Source organism: Nereida sp. NH-UV-3, from assembly GCF_042939535.1.
In the GTDB taxonomy this organism is placed as follows: domain Bacteria; phylum Pseudomonadota; class Alphaproteobacteria; order Rhodobacterales; family Rhodobacteraceae; genus Nereida; species Nereida ignava.
The window spans coordinates 2,304,245-2,320,697 of sequence record NZ_CP132157.1 but is presented as its reverse complement, the minus strand read 5'-3'; the positions used below and the strand labels follow the sequence as shown (position 1 = coordinate 2,320,697).

16 protein-coding genes and 1 tRNA gene are annotated in these 16,453 nt (G+C 52.8%); 4 read left to right on the top strand and 13 right to left on the bottom strand.

Going from position 1 to position 16,453, the window contains the following annotated elements; all coding sequences use genetic code 11:
• The first annotated feature begins 202 nt into the window (after nt 1-202).
• Nucleotides 203-520, top strand: a complete 318-nt coding sequence (locus tag NeNHUV3_RS11410; protein ID WP_048598313.1) for a DUF6280 family protein — start codon at nt 203-205, stop codon at nt 518-520.
• Between the two features lie 104 nt (nt 521-624).
• On the opposite strand, the gene NeNHUV3_RS11405 is transcribed toward NeNHUV3_RS11410, so the two are convergent.
• Nucleotides 625-1,197: a cobalamin biosynthesis protein CobQ gene (locus NeNHUV3_RS11405; protein ID WP_391481522.1), complete on the bottom strand. Its 573-nt coding sequence runs from the start codon at nt 1,195-1,197 to the stop codon at nt 625-627.
• 52 nt (nt 1,198-1,249) lie between these two features.
• Here NeNHUV3_RS11405 and NeNHUV3_RS11400 point away from each other — a divergent pair, with 52 nt between their 5' ends.
• Nucleotides 1,250-2,716, top strand: coding sequence for a cobyric acid synthase (locus NeNHUV3_RS11400; RefSeq protein ID WP_391481521.1), 1,467 nt, complete (start codon nt 1,250-1,252; stop codon nt 2,714-2,716).
• Here the strand turns inward: NeNHUV3_RS11400 and NeNHUV3_RS11395 are convergent.
• The 3 genes from NeNHUV3_RS11395 to NeNHUV3_RS11385 form a co-directional block, all read right to left on the bottom strand.
• Nucleotides 2,713-3,306 carry a hypothetical protein gene (locus tag NeNHUV3_RS11395; protein WP_391481520.1) on the bottom strand — a complete coding sequence of 198 codons (594 nt, stop codon included), beginning with the start codon at nt 3,304-3,306 and terminating at the stop codon, nt 2,713-2,715. The two genes, NeNHUV3_RS11400 and NeNHUV3_RS11395, sit on opposite strands and share 4 nt — an antisense overlap.
• A 97-nt stretch (nt 3,307-3,403) precedes the next feature.
• Nucleotides 3,404-4,780, bottom strand: a complete 1,377-nt coding sequence (locus NeNHUV3_RS11390; protein ID WP_391481519.1) for a TolC family outer membrane protein — start codon at nt 4,778-4,780, stop codon at nt 3,404-3,406.
• Nucleotides 4,781-4,864: 84 nt separating this feature from the next.
• Nucleotides 4,865-5,518 carry a protein-L-isoaspartate O-methyltransferase gene (locus NeNHUV3_RS11385; protein WP_391481518.1) on the bottom strand — a complete coding sequence of 218 codons (654 nt, stop codon included), beginning with the start codon at nt 5,516-5,518 and terminating at the stop codon, nt 4,865-4,867.
• Between the two features lie 166 nt (nt 5,519-5,684).
• On the opposite strand from NeNHUV3_RS11385, the gene NeNHUV3_RS11380 reads away from it, so the two are divergent.
• Nucleotides 5,685-5,758 (top strand) — tRNA-Cys (locus NeNHUV3_RS11380).
• 503 nt (nt 5,759-6,261) lie between these two features.
• On the opposite strand, the gene NeNHUV3_RS11375 is transcribed toward NeNHUV3_RS11380, so the two are convergent.
• The 5 genes from NeNHUV3_RS11375 to dctP form a co-directional block, all read right to left on the bottom strand.
• Nucleotides 6,262-7,779, bottom strand: a complete 1,518-nt coding sequence (locus tag NeNHUV3_RS11375) for a malonyl-CoA synthase (RefSeq protein WP_391481517.1) — start codon at nt 7,777-7,779, stop codon at nt 6,262-6,264.
• Between the two features lie 11 nt (nt 7,780-7,790).
• Nucleotides 7,791-9,029: a malonyl-CoA decarboxylase gene (locus NeNHUV3_RS11370; protein ID WP_391481516.1), complete on the bottom strand. Its 1,239-nt coding sequence runs from the start codon at nt 9,027-9,029 to the stop codon at nt 7,791-7,793.
• The gene (locus NeNHUV3_RS11365; RefSeq protein ID WP_391481515.1) at nt 9,026-10,342 is read right to left on the bottom strand and encodes a TRAP transporter large permease; all 1,317 of its coding nucleotides are present in this window, start codon (nt 10,340-10,342) and stop codon (nt 9,026-9,028) included. Before NeNHUV3_RS11365 ends, NeNHUV3_RS11370 begins: the two co-directional genes overlap by 4 nt.
• Complete coding sequence (locus NeNHUV3_RS11360; protein WP_341246609.1) at nt 10,342-10,890, bottom strand: TRAP transporter small permease; 549 nt, start codon at nt 10,888-10,890, stop codon at nt 10,342-10,344. The genes NeNHUV3_RS11365 and NeNHUV3_RS11360 overlap by 1 nt, the downstream gene beginning before the upstream one ends.
• Before the next feature lie 79 nt (nt 10,891-10,969).
• A complete protein-coding gene (dctP, locus tag NeNHUV3_RS11355) occupies nt 10,970-11,959 on the bottom strand; it encodes a TRAP transporter substrate-binding protein DctP (RefSeq protein ID WP_391481514.1) in 990 nt (329 codons plus the stop codon).
• 137 nt (nt 11,960-12,096) lie between these two features.
• Between dctP and NeNHUV3_RS11350 the strand changes: the two genes are divergently transcribed.
• The gene (locus NeNHUV3_RS11350; RefSeq protein WP_391481513.1) at nt 12,097-12,744 is read left to right on the top strand and encodes a GntR family transcriptional regulator; all 648 of its coding nucleotides are present in this window, start codon (nt 12,097-12,099) and stop codon (nt 12,742-12,744) included.
• Between the two features lie 125 nt (nt 12,745-12,869).
• On the opposite strand, the gene NeNHUV3_RS11345 is transcribed toward NeNHUV3_RS11350, so the two are convergent.
• The 4 genes from NeNHUV3_RS11345 to NeNHUV3_RS11330 all read right to left on the bottom strand — a co-directional run bounded on the left by NeNHUV3_RS11345 (nt 12,870) and on the right by NeNHUV3_RS11330 (nt 16,413).
• Complete coding sequence (locus tag NeNHUV3_RS11345; protein WP_391481512.1) at nt 12,870-13,322, bottom strand: hypothetical protein; 453 nt, start codon at nt 13,320-13,322, stop codon at nt 12,870-12,872.
• Nucleotides 13,322-14,089: a TolC family protein gene (locus tag NeNHUV3_RS11340; RefSeq protein ID WP_391481511.1), complete on the bottom strand. Its 768-nt coding sequence runs from the start codon at nt 14,087-14,089 to the stop codon at nt 13,322-13,324. Before NeNHUV3_RS11340 ends, NeNHUV3_RS11345 begins: the two co-directional genes overlap by 1 nt.
• A gap of 406 nt (nt 14,090-14,495) precedes the next feature.
• Complete coding sequence (locus tag NeNHUV3_RS11335) at nt 14,496-15,878, bottom strand: TRAP transporter large permease (protein WP_391481510.1); 1,383 nt, start codon at nt 15,876-15,878, stop codon at nt 14,496-14,498.
• The gene (locus NeNHUV3_RS11330; RefSeq protein ID WP_391481509.1) at nt 15,868-16,413 is read right to left on the bottom strand and encodes a TRAP transporter small permease; all 546 of its coding nucleotides are present in this window, start codon (nt 16,411-16,413) and stop codon (nt 15,868-15,870) included. The genes NeNHUV3_RS11335 and NeNHUV3_RS11330 overlap by 11 nt, the downstream gene beginning before the upstream one ends.
• Between the last annotated feature and the right edge of the window lie 40 nt (nt 16,414-16,453).

Genomic DNA, 16,453 nt, shown 5'->3' with positions numbered 1-16,453 from the left:
TCCCGCAAGTGTTGATATACTATTAACAGCGCCTATATCCTTGGTAACGGAAGCTGGCAAGCAAGGGCCGATTATTACAATTCAGTAAAAAGCCATGCGTTTTCATCATGACAGCCATGCAAAAAATACTTCCCCGAATCGTATTGAATGGTCCATAACGACCCAACGCCGAGAACAAGACCAACTGTATTTAGGAGACGAGATGCAAGATTTCGTTGATGGCACTGCATTTAACAACGAACAAGGCAACCGCGCACGCAAGCTATTTGCAGCGGTGGTGCTGGCCGCATTGGACGATGCGATCGCTGATGACAAGAAATACGGAAATGGTCCAGACCAAATCGCCCGTTGGGCACGTTCACGTGATGGCCGCGAAGTTCTAAGCTGCGCAGGTATTGATCCGAACGAACGTGTTGTCGAAGGTTTGATGGACTTTGTTGGCAAGGGCGTACGGACATCCGTGGCACTTAGCCGTGAAGAAAGCGAGCGTCGCAACGCAGCACAGGCCGAAGCCGCTTAAGCGTACTGCGAACCTCACTACAAAAGAATTTATAGAATGCGTCCTAATATTTAGGGCGCATTTTTTATAAGCGATTTACCGCGGCTGTCCCCATTATTTTCAGGCTAAAACACAAACGCCCAGATTAAGCCGGGCACAACCTGTGCCGCCATCAAAACACCACTCAAGCCGACGATCAGCTTGCTGCCCCAAAAACGTCGTACGATGAAAGCGCCAGCAATCAGGCTCATCCCCATTTCAATCGGCGCGACAATCCCAGCATAATGATTGCGATCCCAATAGCTGAGCGGGCTTTGGTAAATCCAATCCGTTAGGGGCCAGAAATGCGCCCGCCCATCATCGTGATGCAGCGGAAAATCAAACAGCAGATGTAAAAGAGCCGCTCCACAAAGAGCAATTGCCCAATCCAGCCGCCACCAAAGCGCCGCGGCAAAGCCAGCCTCCCATAAAATAAAACTGTTATCGATCCGAAAAACGGCCTGCCAGAGGTCGGAAAAGTAAAGCTCGCCGAACACAATGCGCGCATCAATTCCCATCACAAACAGTGACCACCCTGCCATCACATAAAGCGATGCATCAGGGATCAGCGCACCGGCCAATGCGGCAGCCGTGACCCGTGACGCGTTCGGGCGACCAAATACCGCCAGTCCAAAAATCAGATGTGCCGGTGTGTTCATCGTAGCCCTCCGCTGCGGGTCAATGTAAACACAGGTAACGCGAGGGGGCACAATGACAAAAGCAATCATGATACAGGGTGCCGGCTCAAATGTGGGCAAGTCGATCTTGGTGGCTGGCATCGCGCGTGCGTGCGTGCGGCGCGGCATGAGCGTGCGCCCGTTCAAGCCGCAAAACATGTCCAACAACGCCGCTGTCACTGAAGATGGGGGCGAGATTGGGCGTGCCCAAGCGCTTCAGGCAATGGCCTGTGGCGTGGCCCCGCACACGGATATGAACCCCGTTTTGCTCAAGCCCGAAACTGACATTGGTGCCCAAGTCATCGTACAAGGCGAGCGCGTTGCCACACTCAAAGCACGTGATTACGCCAAAGCAAAACCCAAGCTTATGCAAGCCGTCCTTGAAAGTTTTCACCGTCTCGCAAGCACTACCGATCTGGTCATCATCGAAGGCGCGGGCTCACCTGCGGAGGTCAACTTGCGCGCGGGCGACATTGCGAACATGGGTTTTGCCGAAGCTGCAGGGGTTCCCGTGGCCCTAATCGGCGACATTGATCGCGGCGGCGTTATTGCCCAACTGGTCGGCACCCATGTGGTGCTACCCTCCGAGGACCGCGCGCGGATTAAGGCATTCGGCATCAACAAATTTCGCGGCGATACCACCCTGTTTGATGAGGGGCTAACCGCAATCATGGATCACACCGGCTGGACGTCGTTGGGCGTGATCCCTTGGTTTGCCGATGCGTGGAAACTGCCTGCCGAAGATGTGATGGATGTTGCCAGCCGAACAGGTGGGGCGTTCAAGATTGCCGTGCCGCGCCTTGGCCGCATCGCAAATTTTGATGATCTGGACCCGCTTTCGTCAGAGCCGGACATAACAGTTGAAATCATTGAGGCCGGACGCCCCCTGCCCGCTGATGCGCAACTGGTTTTGATACCGGGCAGTAAATCAACAATCGCCGATCTGGCCCATTTCAAGCAACAAGGCTGGGACATCGACCTACAGGCCCATGTGCGGCGTGGCGGTCATGTGTTGGGTATTTGCGGTGGGTATCAGATGTTGGGGAGCAGAATCCATGATCCCGATGGCATTGAGGGACCAGCTTGTTCCGTCGATGGACTGGGTCTGCTTGACGTTGAAACGGTTATGCACCCCCAAAAACGCCTTAGCTTATCATCCGCGTTTCACAAGGCATCCGGCCACCCCGTTGACGGGTATGAAATTCACTTAGGCAAAACGACAGGCAAAGACTGCAACGCCGCGTGGTTGACCCTTGATGGGCGCTCTGAGGGGGCCGCATCCGCGAATGGCAGGATCAAAGGGTGTTATCTGCACGGGCTTTTTACAGCAGATAAATTCCGCGCAGCGTACCTTGCAGAATTGGGCGGCACATCAAGGCAGCTTGATTATCAAGGCGATGTAGAGGCCACGCTTGATGCGCTTGCTGATCACCTAGAGAAGCATATGGATATCGATGCTTTGTTGTCATGCGCCGCTGATGTACGCGGATCTACGGCCTAATCCAGATCGATACTTGCCATTGCGCGGTGAATTTCGCGCCGTACCAGTTTTCGGACATTACGGCTGATCCGCTCGCCTAACTCGCCCTGAAGTTCCTCTCGGACAAGTTTGCCGATCAACTCGCGCAGAGCATCCTCATCCATCACATGCTCTTGGAACATGTTGTCGTCTTCGGCTGAATTTGCCGAAGTTTCCGGACCAACCTCATCCGCCACAACTGAGGACAGATCAGAATCCGACAAAAGCGCCGCCTCAGCTTCTTGATCCTCATATGGGGGCACCTGAGACGCGGTGGATTTCGCGTCACCGGTAAAAAACGCCACTACGTTATCTTCGATCTCAGTTGCGGCCGCTGTGGCAACTGCATGCTCAATCGGTGCGGTAGCAGCTGCTGTATCCACCGCCTCATCAAGATCCACGCGCAACGCTTCGGTCAGCAACAGCCGTGCAGCAGGTTTTTGCGCATCTGACGTAGGCTCTGCAGCTGGTGTCTCCGCCGCACTCTGGCGCGCAGGTGCATCATCGGCGACCAATCGACGAATAGACGACAAAACGTCTTCGATATCTGCGTTATTGACTGTGTCCGACATTGAGTTTGCCCGTAAGTTGCTTACCGCGACATTAGCTGAGCATCCCCCGCGCGACAACAGGTTGCTGCGCACACAGTAAATCACACGCGTAATGTGCTTACTTGTTCAGACCTTTGAGAATACGGTCAAGCTGTTGGCCCTGCTTGGATTTTTTCGTCGGACCATCTTTGACCAACTCATAGTAACCAGCGGGATCATATGTCTGAATGCCAAGCTTCAGATAATCAGCGGTCAAAAGACCCATTGAAACCAGCACACCGTAAGATGCACGCCGTTCGTCAATCAACGCGCTGATGCGTTGTGTGCGCGCGTTCAACAGTTCCTGCTCAGCATCAAGCACATCAAGTGTCGTCCGTGCACCAAGCTTTGCTTCTTCACGCACCCCGTTAAATGCCGTTTGTGCCGCGCGCACCTGACGCTCGGCCGACTGAATTTGCGCCCGTGCAATGGACAAATCAGCAAAGGCGTTCTCAACTGATTGGCGCACATCATTGCTCACTACATGCACGTTTGCCAGACTTGCGTCACGACGCGCTTGAGCTTGGCGAACTAACGACGACAAACGCCCACCTTGGTAAATTGGCTGGCTTAGCTCGATCTGAGCGGTTTCGGTCGTGTCAAAATCGTCATCAACCCCGATACGGCCCGTCAGGGTTACCGTGCTGCCCATAGCGGCTTCGGCGCGTGCTACATTCAACTCCGCAACGGTCACTTCACGCTGCGCACGCTTTGCGCTTGGGTGGTTACGTTGTGCAAATTCTGCCGCCGCAGCGATTGATTTGGCAGGACTTGGAACAGGCTTGACCGCTTGCAAATCACCCGGCTTGCGCCCAACTGCATTTGCATATTCCGCCATTGCACGGCTAAGCGCACCTTGCGCAGACGCCAGATCACCACGCGCGCTGGCCATACGGGCCTCCGCAAGGGCAACATCTGTTCGCGTCACTTCACCTACGTCAAAGCGGTCCTGAGCGGCGCGCAATTCGCGGTTCAGCAAGGTCAGGTTGTTATTGCGAAGCGCCACCAATTGGCGCTGACGCCGGACGTTCAAATACGCATCAATCGCACGGAACAGAATCTGCTGTTCAGCCAAAACAAGCCCTTCACGCCCCGCCAGAACAGCTTCTTTGGCGGCCCCCGCACCAAGCCGTGAGCGGTTGTTATCGTAAAGTGTGATCTGCGCCGAAAGTGTTCCCGACGCGCTGTAATCAAACGAATTAAAAGCATTTGCGTTTGTGCCAGTCGCCGCCGCAGAAAAAGCAATAACCGGCTTCAGCGCAGCCATTGATTGCGCCACATCTTCGTCAGCGGCACGTAGCAGCGCGCGTTGCTGTTGCAACAGACCCGAATGTTTGTAGGCCCCGATCAACGCATCTTTTAAACTATCCGCAGCAGATGCCTGAGGCAGCAGAGTTGTAAAGACGGTGACGGCGGTTGCGAGAAAATACGCGGGACGACGAGGCGTTGAGAACATTAGAAAAGCTTCCTAGAGATCAGCTGCGGTGCGCGAAAACCGCGCCCTGCCTTAACTGAACTATCTAGTATAGTTTTCAGAGTGTCAAAGCTGAAAGGCAGTTGCCGCTTGGAAATCCGGCAGGATCGGGGCAGTTGCGTTGAATGCAAAACGCCAGCTCACTTTACCGTCTTGTTTGTGACCGATCATGGCCCGCCCAAGCGCGTTTTCCATCATAATCACACCGATACGGCCGCCGTCTTTTAGCTGTGCCAGCAACGCATCCGGTACAACTTCGACGCCACCGCTGATCAAGATCACATCAAATGGCCCCTCAGAAGCAGCCCCTTCCGCTAAGCCACAATCTTTTACAGCCGCGTTATCGATATTGTTTTCTGACAGGTTGCTCTGAGCAATCTCGGCCATCTCGGCATCACTTTCCACACCAACAACAGCTGCGGCCATATGTGCCAAAACCGCCGTGGAGTAGCCGTGCCCGCAGGCCACGTCGAGAACAAGATCGTCAGTATCGATGGTCAGCGCATCAAGAAGCTTGGCAAAGCTGCGTGCTTCCAACAAAACACGGCCCCCGCCCAATGCAACTTCACCGTCCATGTAAGCCGCTTCACGTTTTTCGGACGGGACATACACCTCACGTGGGATCGACAGCATTGCATCAATAATCGGGAACTTCGTGACGTCCGACGGGCGCACTTGTGTGTCGACCATCATGCGGCGGCGTGTTGCAAAATCGCTCATATCGTAGATCCCGTTGGCTGCTGGATATGTTCGTGCTTTTGCCACAGCACAAAGAAGGCTGCAATGGCGTTCGCAGTCAGTACACAGCAGACGATTTTGGGTTGTGCAATGGCAAACGCACCGCTAAATCAACGCTACACCACGCGATTGCATTGCAAACGCACGAGGCGAGTTGGCGGAGTGGTGACGCAGCGGATTGCAAATCCGTGTACACCGGTTCGATTCCGGTACTCGCCTCCATATTACATCCCACGGCATAACTAAGAGCATGGTGATGGACTTTATCTAGCCCGTTCAATTTAAAATTATATTCCTTACATCGGATCGCTGGAAATCCAGATTAGCCTGTAAACTTCAGCGCTATTACTTAATCACGATTTATACGAAGATATAACGCTTTAGACTTATGTACGCAGCTAATGCACAGTTGTAGCAAATGGCGTGAAGGCACAGAGACTGATTAATGCAAATCTTCAGGGCACCATAAACAAAGAAACGCTTGCTATGGCACACCTTAAGTTCCAGAGGGTTGGCGCAAATTTAGTTTAGCCAACGCTATAGTAACCTCGGAACACTAAGAGTGGTCCCAGTGACACCCCCTCACACTCCGCTAGCGAACTCGCTGTAACGTGATGAGCAACGCCTCAGCCTTGCCCTTCATTCTGTCTGCTGACAACTAACCGATGAGATGTGCAAATGCCGTCTCACGTCACACGTCACACGTCACACGTCACACGGTGACATCATGCAGGAACGAACAAGTCTTTGTACTCGTCGCGTAGCGCCTTCTTTTGCACTTTGCCCATCGTGTTACGTGGAAGCTCAGGAACAACAATCAGTTTTTGCGGGTGCTTAAAGCGGGCAAGCGAGGTGGAGATGCTCTGTTTGATCGCATCAAGATCAAGCTCTGCCCCAGATTTAGCAACAAGAATCCCAAGGACTGTTTCGCCAAAATCTGGATGTGGAACCCCTACAACTGCACTTTCCAGAACGCCGTATTCCGCATCGAGCAGAAGTTCAATTTCCTTGGGGTAGATATTGTAGCCACCCGAAATAATCAGATCCTTGTTGCGCCCAACGATATGCAGATACCCGTCTTCGTCGATCTGGCCCAAATCCCCTGTGATGAAAAATCCGTTGTCACGTAGCTCCTCTGCTGTTTTTTCGGGCATCTGCCAGTATCCCTTAAAGACGTTGGGTCCACGCACTTCGATTTCGCCAATCTCGCCTTGGGGCAAAGTTGCACCGGTAGTGCTATCGGTAATTTTGACCTCAACACCCGGAAGCGGGAAGCCAACCGTACCGGCGCGACGCTCGCCCTTGTAAGGGTTGGACGTATTCATGTTGGTCTCGGTCATGCCGTAACGCTCAAGAATTCGGTGGCCCGTGCGCTGTTCGAATTGTACGTGAGTTTCCGCCAACAGGGGCGCGCTTCCAGAAATGAACAGACGCATGTGCTGCGCAAGATCTTTGGTAAAACGCGGATCCTCCAATAAACGCGTGTAGAACGTCGGGACCCCCATCATCGTGGTTGCGTTGGGCAGATGCGCAATGATCACATCCAGATCAAATTTGGGCATGAAGACAACTTTACTACCCGCCAGCAACGCAATGTTTGTCGCCACGAAAAGCCCGTGTGTATGAAAAATCGGAAGCGCGTGAAGCAGCACATCACCGGATGTGAACGCCCACTCTTTTGTCAGAGTTGTGCAGTTTGAAAGCAGGTTGGCTTGGGTCAGCATGGCACCTTTTGAGCGACCTGTGGTCCCAGACGTGTAAAGAAACGCGGCCAAGTCATTTTCCGAGCGTTCAACCGTTGAGAATACAGAAGCCATCGAACCCGCTTTGGTGGCGAAACTACCGCTACCGTCATTATTCATGGTCTCAAGAATGGCGCCACTTGCCGCGGCGATTGGCGCCAAAGCCTCAGACCGCTTGCCATCACACAGAAGTACGCGCGCGGCGCTATTTTCAACAAAGTACGAGACTTCATCAGGCGTGTAAGCCGTGTTCAACGGCAAGAACACGATCCCAGCCTGAACACATGCCGCGTAGACGGCCAAAGCTTGGGGAGATTTGCCGATCTGAACTGCAACACGGTCGCCGGGCTTTACGCCCAATTCTACCAGCACATGTGCATATTGCGCTGCCAGATCAAGGAACTCACCGTGGGTGATGACTGTGCCGTCAGGCGTCTCCAGGAAAGGTGTTGTCTTGCCTTGGTGGCGTCCGAAAAGTGTATCAAATAGAGGGTTTGCCATGATCAGGCTCCTTAACTTTTGGGCGCGACCGATGCGCTTAGCGCTTTGACAGCAGCGGATGCGACGACGGTCTGTTCGCCCACGAATTTCTCGTGGTTTTGTGAAATTTGGGAAAGATCGTAGAGGTAATTCACCATTGCCCCATTAGATTGCTTGCGTCCGTTCGGCGACGTATCTGCCTCTGCGTGAACGGCGTAGACCAGCGCGCCATTGCCCAAGTGGAACCGCGCAACGGGATCGAACGGCATCCCATCGGACCTTTTCGCCTCAAGTAAATAATGCGCTGCAACAGCTTGGTTGTCGGCCTCTTCTAGGATGTCCAAATCAGTACCGCCAAGCCATTTATTCAACCCCGGAATTGGGGAAAGTGTCACAAATGTCGACAGGTTGGGTAGGTCTTTTGACAGATCAGAGACAACTTGTTTGATCAGCGAATTGCCAAACGAAATACCGGCCAAACCTGCTTGGCAGTTCGAAATTGAGTAAAAGACCGCCGTGTCGGCATCTTCGGCTTCAATCTCTGCGCGTTCATTTGTGAGCAAGTCTTGAACGGAATTAGGCACACCTTTCGTCAAAGCCACCTCCACGAAGATGAGTGGCTCGTCTGCCATCGACGGGTGAAAAAACCCAAAACAACGCCGATCAGTCGGTTTTAATCTGCGGCGCAGGTCATCCCAGCTATCAATTTCATGCACTGCCTCATAGGCAATGATTTTTTCAAGGATTTCCGCAGGGCTTGACCAATCGATGGGCCGCAGCACCAGAAAACCGCGATTGAACCACGACGCAAATAAATGCCTGAAATCTACGTCTACGGGTTCCAGATCAGCACGATCTCTCATCATGCCCAACAGGTCTTTGCGCATCTGAACCAATTGTCCGGTCGCACCAGGAACCTGATTAAGGCGTCTTGCTAACTCCTGCCGGCGGGGCTCACATGCGGCTGCAAAGGCACGATACGTGCCTTTGGCCGGTTTCTCTTGGTACTTCTCTAGCGAACTGATGACGTCATCCGGATTGATCTCAAGATCATGAGCCATGAATTTGAAAAACGCTGTTTTTTCCTCATGGGTCATGCCTGCGTAACGATCCAGTAGGTTGCGTGCCAGAGTAACACCCGACACCTCTCCGTGACTGCTAAGCAGGTCTTCGCACAACTCCGATGTCGTTCTGTCAACAACCTCATTCGAGAGCGCCTTTTGATAGCGCCGCTCAAATACAGTTGAAATCAGCTCGCTAAAGTAGCTCACACCGCCTCTCCCATCATGACATCAGGAAGCCATGTCGCAATGCCCGGGAAGAAGCACAACAGAACAATGGCGATCACCATGCATGCAACGAACGGCAATGACCCCTTTAGAATGGTCTTGAGCGAGATGTCAGGCGCGATGCCATTGATCACATAAAGGTTCAGCCCGACGGGCGGCGATATCAAACCGATCTCCATGTTGATGGTCAGTACGACCGCAAACCAGATGGGATCAAAGCCTGCTGTGGTGATGATAGGCAGCAAGATGGGCGCAGCCATCAAAATTACCGCGACTGGAGGCAAGAAGAAGCCCGCAACCAAAAGGAACAGCATGACGAACGTCATTAGCACCCAACGGTTCACATCCAATGTTCCGATCCATTCCGCGATCGACTGCGTAATGAATAGACTTGAAAGCATGTAGGAAAACACACCCGCTGCAGCGATGATGAACATGATCATCACGCTTTCCTTGGTACTGTCGCGCAGAACGACCCACAAATCTTTTGGGTTCCACAATTTGTAGATCACAACCGCGATCAACAAGCACAGCAGGGCGCCAACTGCGGCAGTCTCAGACGGTGTCGCGATGCCACCATACATTGCATAAAGAACGCCCAAGATGATCGCCAGAAATGGCAATACGCGGGGCAAGATCTCGAACTTTTCTTTCCACGTGTAGACGCGTGACGACAACAGTTGCTGATCGCCCGTTTTCCATGTCGAATAAAGTGACCACGCCATAAACAAGCCCACCAACAGAAGCCCCGGAATGACACCGGCCAAAAACAGACGCCCAATCGAAGTCTCTGTGGCGATGCCATAAACGATCATCGTGACCGAAGGCGGAATAAGGATACCGAGCGTACCGCCCGCCGCGATCGACCCGGCCGCAACGCCGTCGGGGTATCCGCGTTTGCGCATCTCGGGGATGCCCATTTTACCGATGGCCGCACAGGTTGCGGGGCTTGAACCGGACATAGCCGAGAAAAGTGCGCAAGCACCCAAATTGGAAATTACCAAACCACCCGGCACGCGTGTCAGCCAGCGTTCAAGCGCTTCGTACAGATCAGCACCCGCCCTTGTGGATGCAATCGACGAGCCCATGATGATAAACATCGGGATCGCAAGAAGGGCGAAGTTATCAAGCTTTCCAAACAGAATTTCAGGGATCAACTCAAGCGAACGAAGGCCATCAAAGATTAACAGAAAGCCAGTCGAGACGATAAGCAGTCCAAGGGCAACAGAGACCCCAGAAAAGAGAACAAGGATGGTAACGAGGGCGACAATGCCGCCAAGCAAAATCGGGTCCATTACACGTCCTCCAGACCAAAGGGGGTGTCAATTTTCAAAAGAACAGCGACCAAGTCAGCGATCAACTGGAGCAAGAACAGCCCAAATCCGACAGGAATTGCGAGGTACGGTATCCATAGTCGCACGGCCCAAATGGTGTCAGACTTCCAGTTCCGCTCATAGGCGAGATGCCAGTGCTCGTATCCGTAGAAAAGAACGATTGCGACCATCGTAATGGACAGGGTCATCGTCAGGATGAACATGTAGTAGCGCGCGCTTGGCGAAAGGGCGAGCGGGATCAAATCAACGTTCACGTGCCCGCGCAAACGCTGCACGTAAGGCAGGCCAACCAAGGTGGCTGCGATAGCAAGATAGATCACCGCTTCGGTTTGCCAGACAGTAGACTGGTTCAATACGAAGCGCACGAAAATCATTTGGCAGGTAATTGCAACAGCCGCGACAATCATCGCCGCAGAGCACCATCCCGCTAGAGTAGAGAGGGCTGCAACCGCACGCAGAAAGGGATTATTGCCCGTGCGCGAAGAGGCAGCTGAGCTTTGGCCAGCCATATCGACTTTCCTTCCAAAAACAGAATTTAGTGGGGGGTATGTTTGGCGACCGCCGTTTCCAGCGGTCGCCATATCAGTCTTACTCTACAGCAAGCGCCATATCGAGCAGGTCCTGCCCGTCCGGTACATCCGCCACAAAGAGCTTGTAGGATGTTTCCTGCGCCAATGCGCGCCATGCATCAAAATCTTCAGCAGACATGCTGGCGATCTCAACGCCTGCATCTTGGAATACCTTAACAGATGCGGCATCCTGCTTTTTGGCTTCCTCTAAGTAGAACGCTTCTGCCTTTTCCGCAGCCGCCAATAGGGCGTCTTGCTGATCTGCTGACAGACCCTCAAAAGTCGATTTGTTCATCAGCAAAGGCTGGTACATGAACCACAGCGCAAAATCTTCTGTCGCAGGTGTGTAGCAGGCAACCTGCTCATAAATGCGATAAGAAACGAAAGACGAAGACGATGTGTTTGCAGCATTCAGAATGCCTGTTTGCATCGCGTTGTAGATTTCTGAAGACGCCATGGATGTGATAGACGCATTTGCGCCGGCCAGCATTTGTTCAAACGCTTTACCCGCCGCACGCGTTTGCAGCCCATCAACGTCAGCCGGGCCGGTGATGCATTTGTCTTTTCCAACAAAGCCCCCCGCCAGATAACCGTGCACAAGCACCATAACATCATCCTCAGCCATCTTTGCTTCGAGGGCTTCCATATAAGGAGATTTGCTCAAACGTGCCGCATGGTCATGGTTCTTCACCAAGCCGGGCATCAGTGTCAGGTTGAACGCTGGCTGCTGGCCACCCGCGTAGCTAAGCGGCAAAACGGTCATATCCAATTGACCACGGCTTAACGGACGATATTGCTCACGCGGTTTAAACAAGGACTTCGATCCGAAGATTTTGATATCTAGATCGACATTGGCTTCAGCCACACCGTCCGCGACGATCTGTGCAACTTGGTGGCGAATATCTTTGTTCGACCATTGGTGTGACAGACGTAATTCGGTCGCCTGCGCCGCAGACGCAACGCCCATAGCAGCCACCATAGCGACAGTCGCTAGAATGTTCTTTTTCATAATTTCCTCCCATTTATCAGCCGACTCGTTGGTGCGACTGTTCTGTACCCTCACCCACGATGCATTCTCAGTCAACATTCTTGTATACAAGATGTTAAATATTGCGCTCCAAGATAAATATATAGTATTGTCGCGATATGACATTGAAACGTGCAGAACAAATCGCAGACTCTCTTGAGGAACTGGTTTTCCAAGGTGAGTACGCAGACGGTGAACGCCTTGACGAGATTAAACTCGCCGAGCACTTCAGTGTGTCGCGTACCCCTATCCGCGAAGCATTGCAGCGTTTGGTCATGTCTGGAATGGCCGAACAAATTCCCAGACGAGGCGTCTTTGTGCGCCAACCAGGGCCCGTAGAACTACTTGAAATGTTTGAAACAATGGCAGAATTAGAGGCCTCTTGCGGCAGATTTGCAGCCGCAAGGATGACCGATGAAGGGCTCAAACGACTTAGTCACGCGGACGCCAGATGCCGAGACGCGGTTGAGCGTCAGGATGCGGCTGGCTATTACTATGAAAACGAGGTCTTCCATCAGGAAATCTACCGCGGCGCCACTAACTCACATCTGCAAAACGAAGCGTTAAGATTGCAACACCGGCTCAAACCCTATCGCCGCGTCCAGCTACGTTTTCGAGGGCGGATGGGGCAATCACTTGCGGAGCATGATGAAATTATTGAGGCGCTCATGGCTGGAGATGCCGAACTGTCTGCAAATCTGCTGCGAGCGCACGTGACAGTACAAGGTGAGAAATTTCAACAGTTGATCGCTGGGCTGAAAAACTAGCAGCAAGACGCGTTCGTCCGCGAAGTAAAAATAGTGAGCAACTTTGGACGTGGTAAAGAGGAGGCCACTATCAAATCGTTACAAGCTAAACACTACGTTATGTTACACGACCGTTCTTTTCAAACCTATGTGATGCACCAAAAGACACGCAGCCACTGGTTCACGATACGACCATTCTGGCACGTCCAGCCTTGTGTTGTAAAATAAGCGGCATAATCCTTTCCGATATCAGAAAGTGCATCGGTGATCTTATTGCCGCACGGCTCACTCCACTTGGTGTTTAGAGGAACATGACCAAACACTATGACCTCTCCCGAGTTCAGCTTAGAAACACCATCCATTGACACTAACTCGGCATGATGACCGTCGGTTAAATAATGGGCGTTCCGAATTAAATTGAAATTGAACGATAGACGATCGTCTCTGCCGCCCCAGACAAACAACCTATCCGTCGCCACCTCACTTTCGGCAAGCTGAGACGTTAGTCGCCAGTCGTGATGCGGCGCCAATTTATCGCGTAGGGATTGCGTGATCTGCACTTGGTCTACAGTGACATAAGCCAAAATCAGGATCGCCATTAACCAGTGCCGGGCAGACATAAACGCTCAACGTCCGCGACCACGGTCCGCGTCAACAAAGCCAGATCGCTCAAGGCTTGCGACAACCGCGATTGTTCAAGCGCTTCTTCAGATGCAATACCCGCCCGCTCGCTGCGCAGCGATGATACACTCGCGCCCAGATCAAGCCCTTCTTCGCTAAGCACCGATTGCGCACTAACCTGGCGCGCAACCAGAGCCTGACGCTGACGCAATGAAGTAGCCCGCGTGTTGGCTTGAATGGCCACAAGATACGCGTCCATGATCTCATACGTTACATCGCGCACCGTCTTGATGTACTCAACTTCCGCTTTGCTAAGTGCATTGGCGGCATACTGAATCCCAAAAATACGGCTCAAATCAAAAATCGGTTGGGTAATGCGTACGCTAAGCTTCGTTGCCGGATAATCAGCTTGCCCCAACTGGAAAACAGCGTTGTCAGTTTCTTTCACGTTTGAGCTGACTTGATCCGACTGGTAATTAACGGACACCTGCGGCAGATATCCAAAAATTGCATTTAGACGAAGGGCGTCTTCGCGGTTGATCGCCTGAGCCGCCCGCCCGATACGCGAATTGCGTTCAAGCGCGAGCGCCGTCAGCCGAGACAGATCAACTTGGCCCTCACCCGTATCAGATACACCTGCGAAGTTGGTCTTCAGCGCGCCTATGGCGTTTTCTTTATTCAGCGTTTTTGAAAGCCGTTCATCAATGCGTGCTTGCTTTTCCGCCTCAAGACCCGATGCCAACAAACCAGACAGCCGCTCATCAGTCGCTTTGGTTGTCGCCGATTCACACCCACTTAGTGCAACAAGTGCTGCGAGCGCTTAAACGCGTTCGCCGAACGCCGGCACGGGAAATGCGGGATTTAGCTGATCGACAGCGCGCCAAACGGCGTTGATCACGACCAAAAATATTCGGGAAAACAACTAACATTGAGACTAATAAACACCGCTGAAAAACTGGTAACTTCAAGACACTATACGAACGCCAGCACGCAAAGCGCCGTTCACTTAGCCTTAAATTGTCTTGTCACCGATCAAAAAGCAAGCGTTTTCACACGGTTGAAAGGCAAAGACATACACTGATCATAAGGCGATAAGGTCAGACTAGCCGCTAATAATTATGGCGCAGAAGACACAGCATACTTCAGCCCAGTTACAACACCGTTGGCAAATAAAGGGCCAACGCGGGCACGGCCAGCAGTAGTGCAACGCGGATCAATTCGATGCCAAAGAATGGCGCTACACCGCGGAAAATGACGCTTAGATTTGTGGTAGGCGAAAAGGATTTGATCACGAAAACATTCAGGCCAACCGGCGGCGTGATCAACCCAAGCTCTACGACAATAAGCGCAAGAATTCCAAACCAGATGCGTAAATCATCCGTCGTCATGCCGAATGCAGCCGTCTCAGCGGTGACAAAATCCCCGCCATTGAGCTCGATCAAGACAGGCCAAAAGAACGGCACCACGACCAAGATCATCGACAGGCTTTCCATAAAGCAGCCTAAAATGATCAAGATGAGCAACATCAAAATCAGAATGACGTAAGGCTCAAGCGTAGAGGCCCCTGCCCAATCGCTCAGCGACGCTGGCAGGCCAGTGCGCGCGAAAAAGCCCTTGAGGATATCTGCGGAGAACAAAATGAAATAGATCATCGATGCGGTTTTTGCTGTCGCCAGAAGTGCTGCTTTCAAGCGCCCAAAAGTCAGCCCGTCATCAGACGTGCGCCTTAACAAAAGGCCGTACCCCAAGATCAAAAACACTCCTACGCCCGCCGCAGGTGTCGGTGTGAAAAATCCCATACCAAGACCCAAAATAATGGCCCCAAAAATCAACGTGACAGGGATCAAACGTCTAATGGCGTGAGTGCGTTCTGATGGGCTGAGCGCGATGGGTTGCGGGGCAAGGTCAGGGTTTCGGCCCACTCGCACACGTATCACGACTAGGAAAAACACGACTGCCAAAAGACCGGGGACAATGGCCGCTTGGAACATCTCTATGATCGGCGCTTCCACAACGATCGCGTAGATCACCAAAGCCACGGACGGCGGGATCAAAATGCCCAACGTACCGCCTGCGGCCAGCACGCCTGTCGAAAGGCCCTCGTTGTATTTCAAGCGGCGCAGCTCGGGCAGTGCAACGCGGCTCATTGTCGATGCGGTTGCGATAGACGAGCCACTTACCGCCCCAAAACCCGCACAGGCCAGCACGGTCGCCATCGCCACCCCACCGCGTATTTTCTGCGTCAGCGCACTTAAACCTTGGAACAAATCACGGCTGAGACCCGTTTCCGCCGCCAAAAAGCCCATGAGCACAAAGAGAGGCACAACCGACAGATCATAATTCGCCACCGAGTTCCAAAGCGCAGTTTTGAATTGCAAAAGATAGGGACCGAATTTGATGAACGGCGAGGCGAGGCTCAGCACCCACGTGCCAACAACACCAGTAACCAACATCGCCAACGCCACGGGGATGCGCAGCATGATCAAAAGAAACAGCGCCAGTAGTCCATAAATCCCGATGATTTCACGATCCATCGGCATTCTCCGGTGGTCCCGCTATTGCCATTAGTGCTGCCACTGACCAAAGCGCGCAGGACACAACTGCCGAAGACATAAACACCCACACGGGCCAGCCCAGAACCGTAGTTTCCACGTGATCCGCGCGCATTTGAACCGTACCTTGGACCAGCATGAACGCCATCCACACAACAATTGCGGCCAACACAGTATTGGACAAAACGGTAACGATCCGGCTGGCCCGCACGGGTGCATATTGCATAAATACATCAACGGAAGCGTGCGCGCTGTGCAGTTGCGCGTAAGGAAACATCGCCAGTGCCGCGACGCCAACCAGCATCTGAACCGCGTCTTCGTAACCCGGCAACCCAGGAACTGTCCCCCCCCACAACCGCGCGATGACATTCGCACTGAACCCCGCGGCATTAATCGCAGTGACGGAGACAATGATCAAAAGCAAAGCGCCACCCAACAGCGCCCAGCCGTTTATCACTTTCACCAAGATCGCCCTAAGGGACATCTGCTGCGCCTCACATGTTTTGGCAGTGGCCATCGTATCCTGCCGTTTTGCAGGGTTCACATGGTCAATACCA

Excerpts from the sequence above, each read along its gene's own strand:
- NeNHUV3_RS11400 (WP_391481521.1), top strand. The coding sequence starts at position 1,250 with ATGACAAAAGCAATCATGATACAGGGTGCCGGCTCAAATGTGGGCAAG.
- NeNHUV3_RS11350 (WP_391481513.1), top strand. The coding sequence starts at position 12,097 with ATGACATTGAAACGTGCAGAACAAATCGCAGACTCTCTTGAGGAACTG.
- NeNHUV3_RS11330 (WP_391481509.1), bottom strand. The coding sequence starts at position 16,413 with ATGGCCACTGCCAAAACATGTGAGGCGCAGCAGATGTCCCTTAGGGCG.
- NeNHUV3_RS11365 (WP_391481515.1), bottom strand. The coding sequence starts at position 10,342 with ATGGACCCGATTTTGCTTGGCGGCATTGTCGCCCTCGTTACCATCCTT.
- NeNHUV3_RS11390 (WP_391481519.1), bottom strand. The coding sequence starts at position 4,780 with ATGTTCTCAACGCCTCGTCGTCCCGCGTATTTTCTCGCAACCGCCGTC.
- NeNHUV3_RS11395 (WP_391481520.1), bottom strand. The coding sequence starts at position 3,306 with ATGTCGGACACAGTCAATAACGCAGATATCGAAGACGTTTTGTCGTCT.
- NeNHUV3_RS11375 (WP_391481517.1), bottom strand. The coding sequence starts at position 7,779 with ATGGCAAACCCTCTATTTGATACACTTTTCGGACGCCACCAAGGCAAG.
- NeNHUV3_RS11385 (WP_391481518.1), bottom strand. The coding sequence starts at position 5,518 with ATGAGCGATTTTGCAACACGCCGCCGCATGATGGTCGACACACAAGTG.
- NeNHUV3_RS11360 (WP_341246609.1), bottom strand. The coding sequence starts at position 10,890 with ATGGCTGGCCAAAGCTCAGCTGCCTCTTCGCGCACGGGCAATAATCCC.
- NeNHUV3_RS11405 (WP_391481522.1), bottom strand. The coding sequence starts at position 1,197 with ATGAACACACCGGCACATCTGATTTTTGGACTGGCGGTATTTGGTCGC.
- dctP (WP_391481514.1), bottom strand. The coding sequence starts at position 11,959 with ATGAAAAAGAACATTCTAGCGACTGTCGCTATGGTGGCTGCTATGGGC.
- NeNHUV3_RS11345 (WP_391481512.1), bottom strand. The coding sequence starts at position 13,322 with ATGGCGATCCTGATTTTGGCTTATGTCACTGTAGACCAAGTGCAGATC.
- NeNHUV3_RS11335 (WP_391481510.1), bottom strand. The coding sequence starts at position 15,878 with ATGGATCGTGAAATCATCGGGATTTATGGACTACTGGCGCTGTTTCTT.
- NeNHUV3_RS11410 (WP_048598313.1), top strand. The coding sequence starts at position 203 with ATGCAAGATTTCGTTGATGGCACTGCATTTAACAACGAACAAGGCAAC.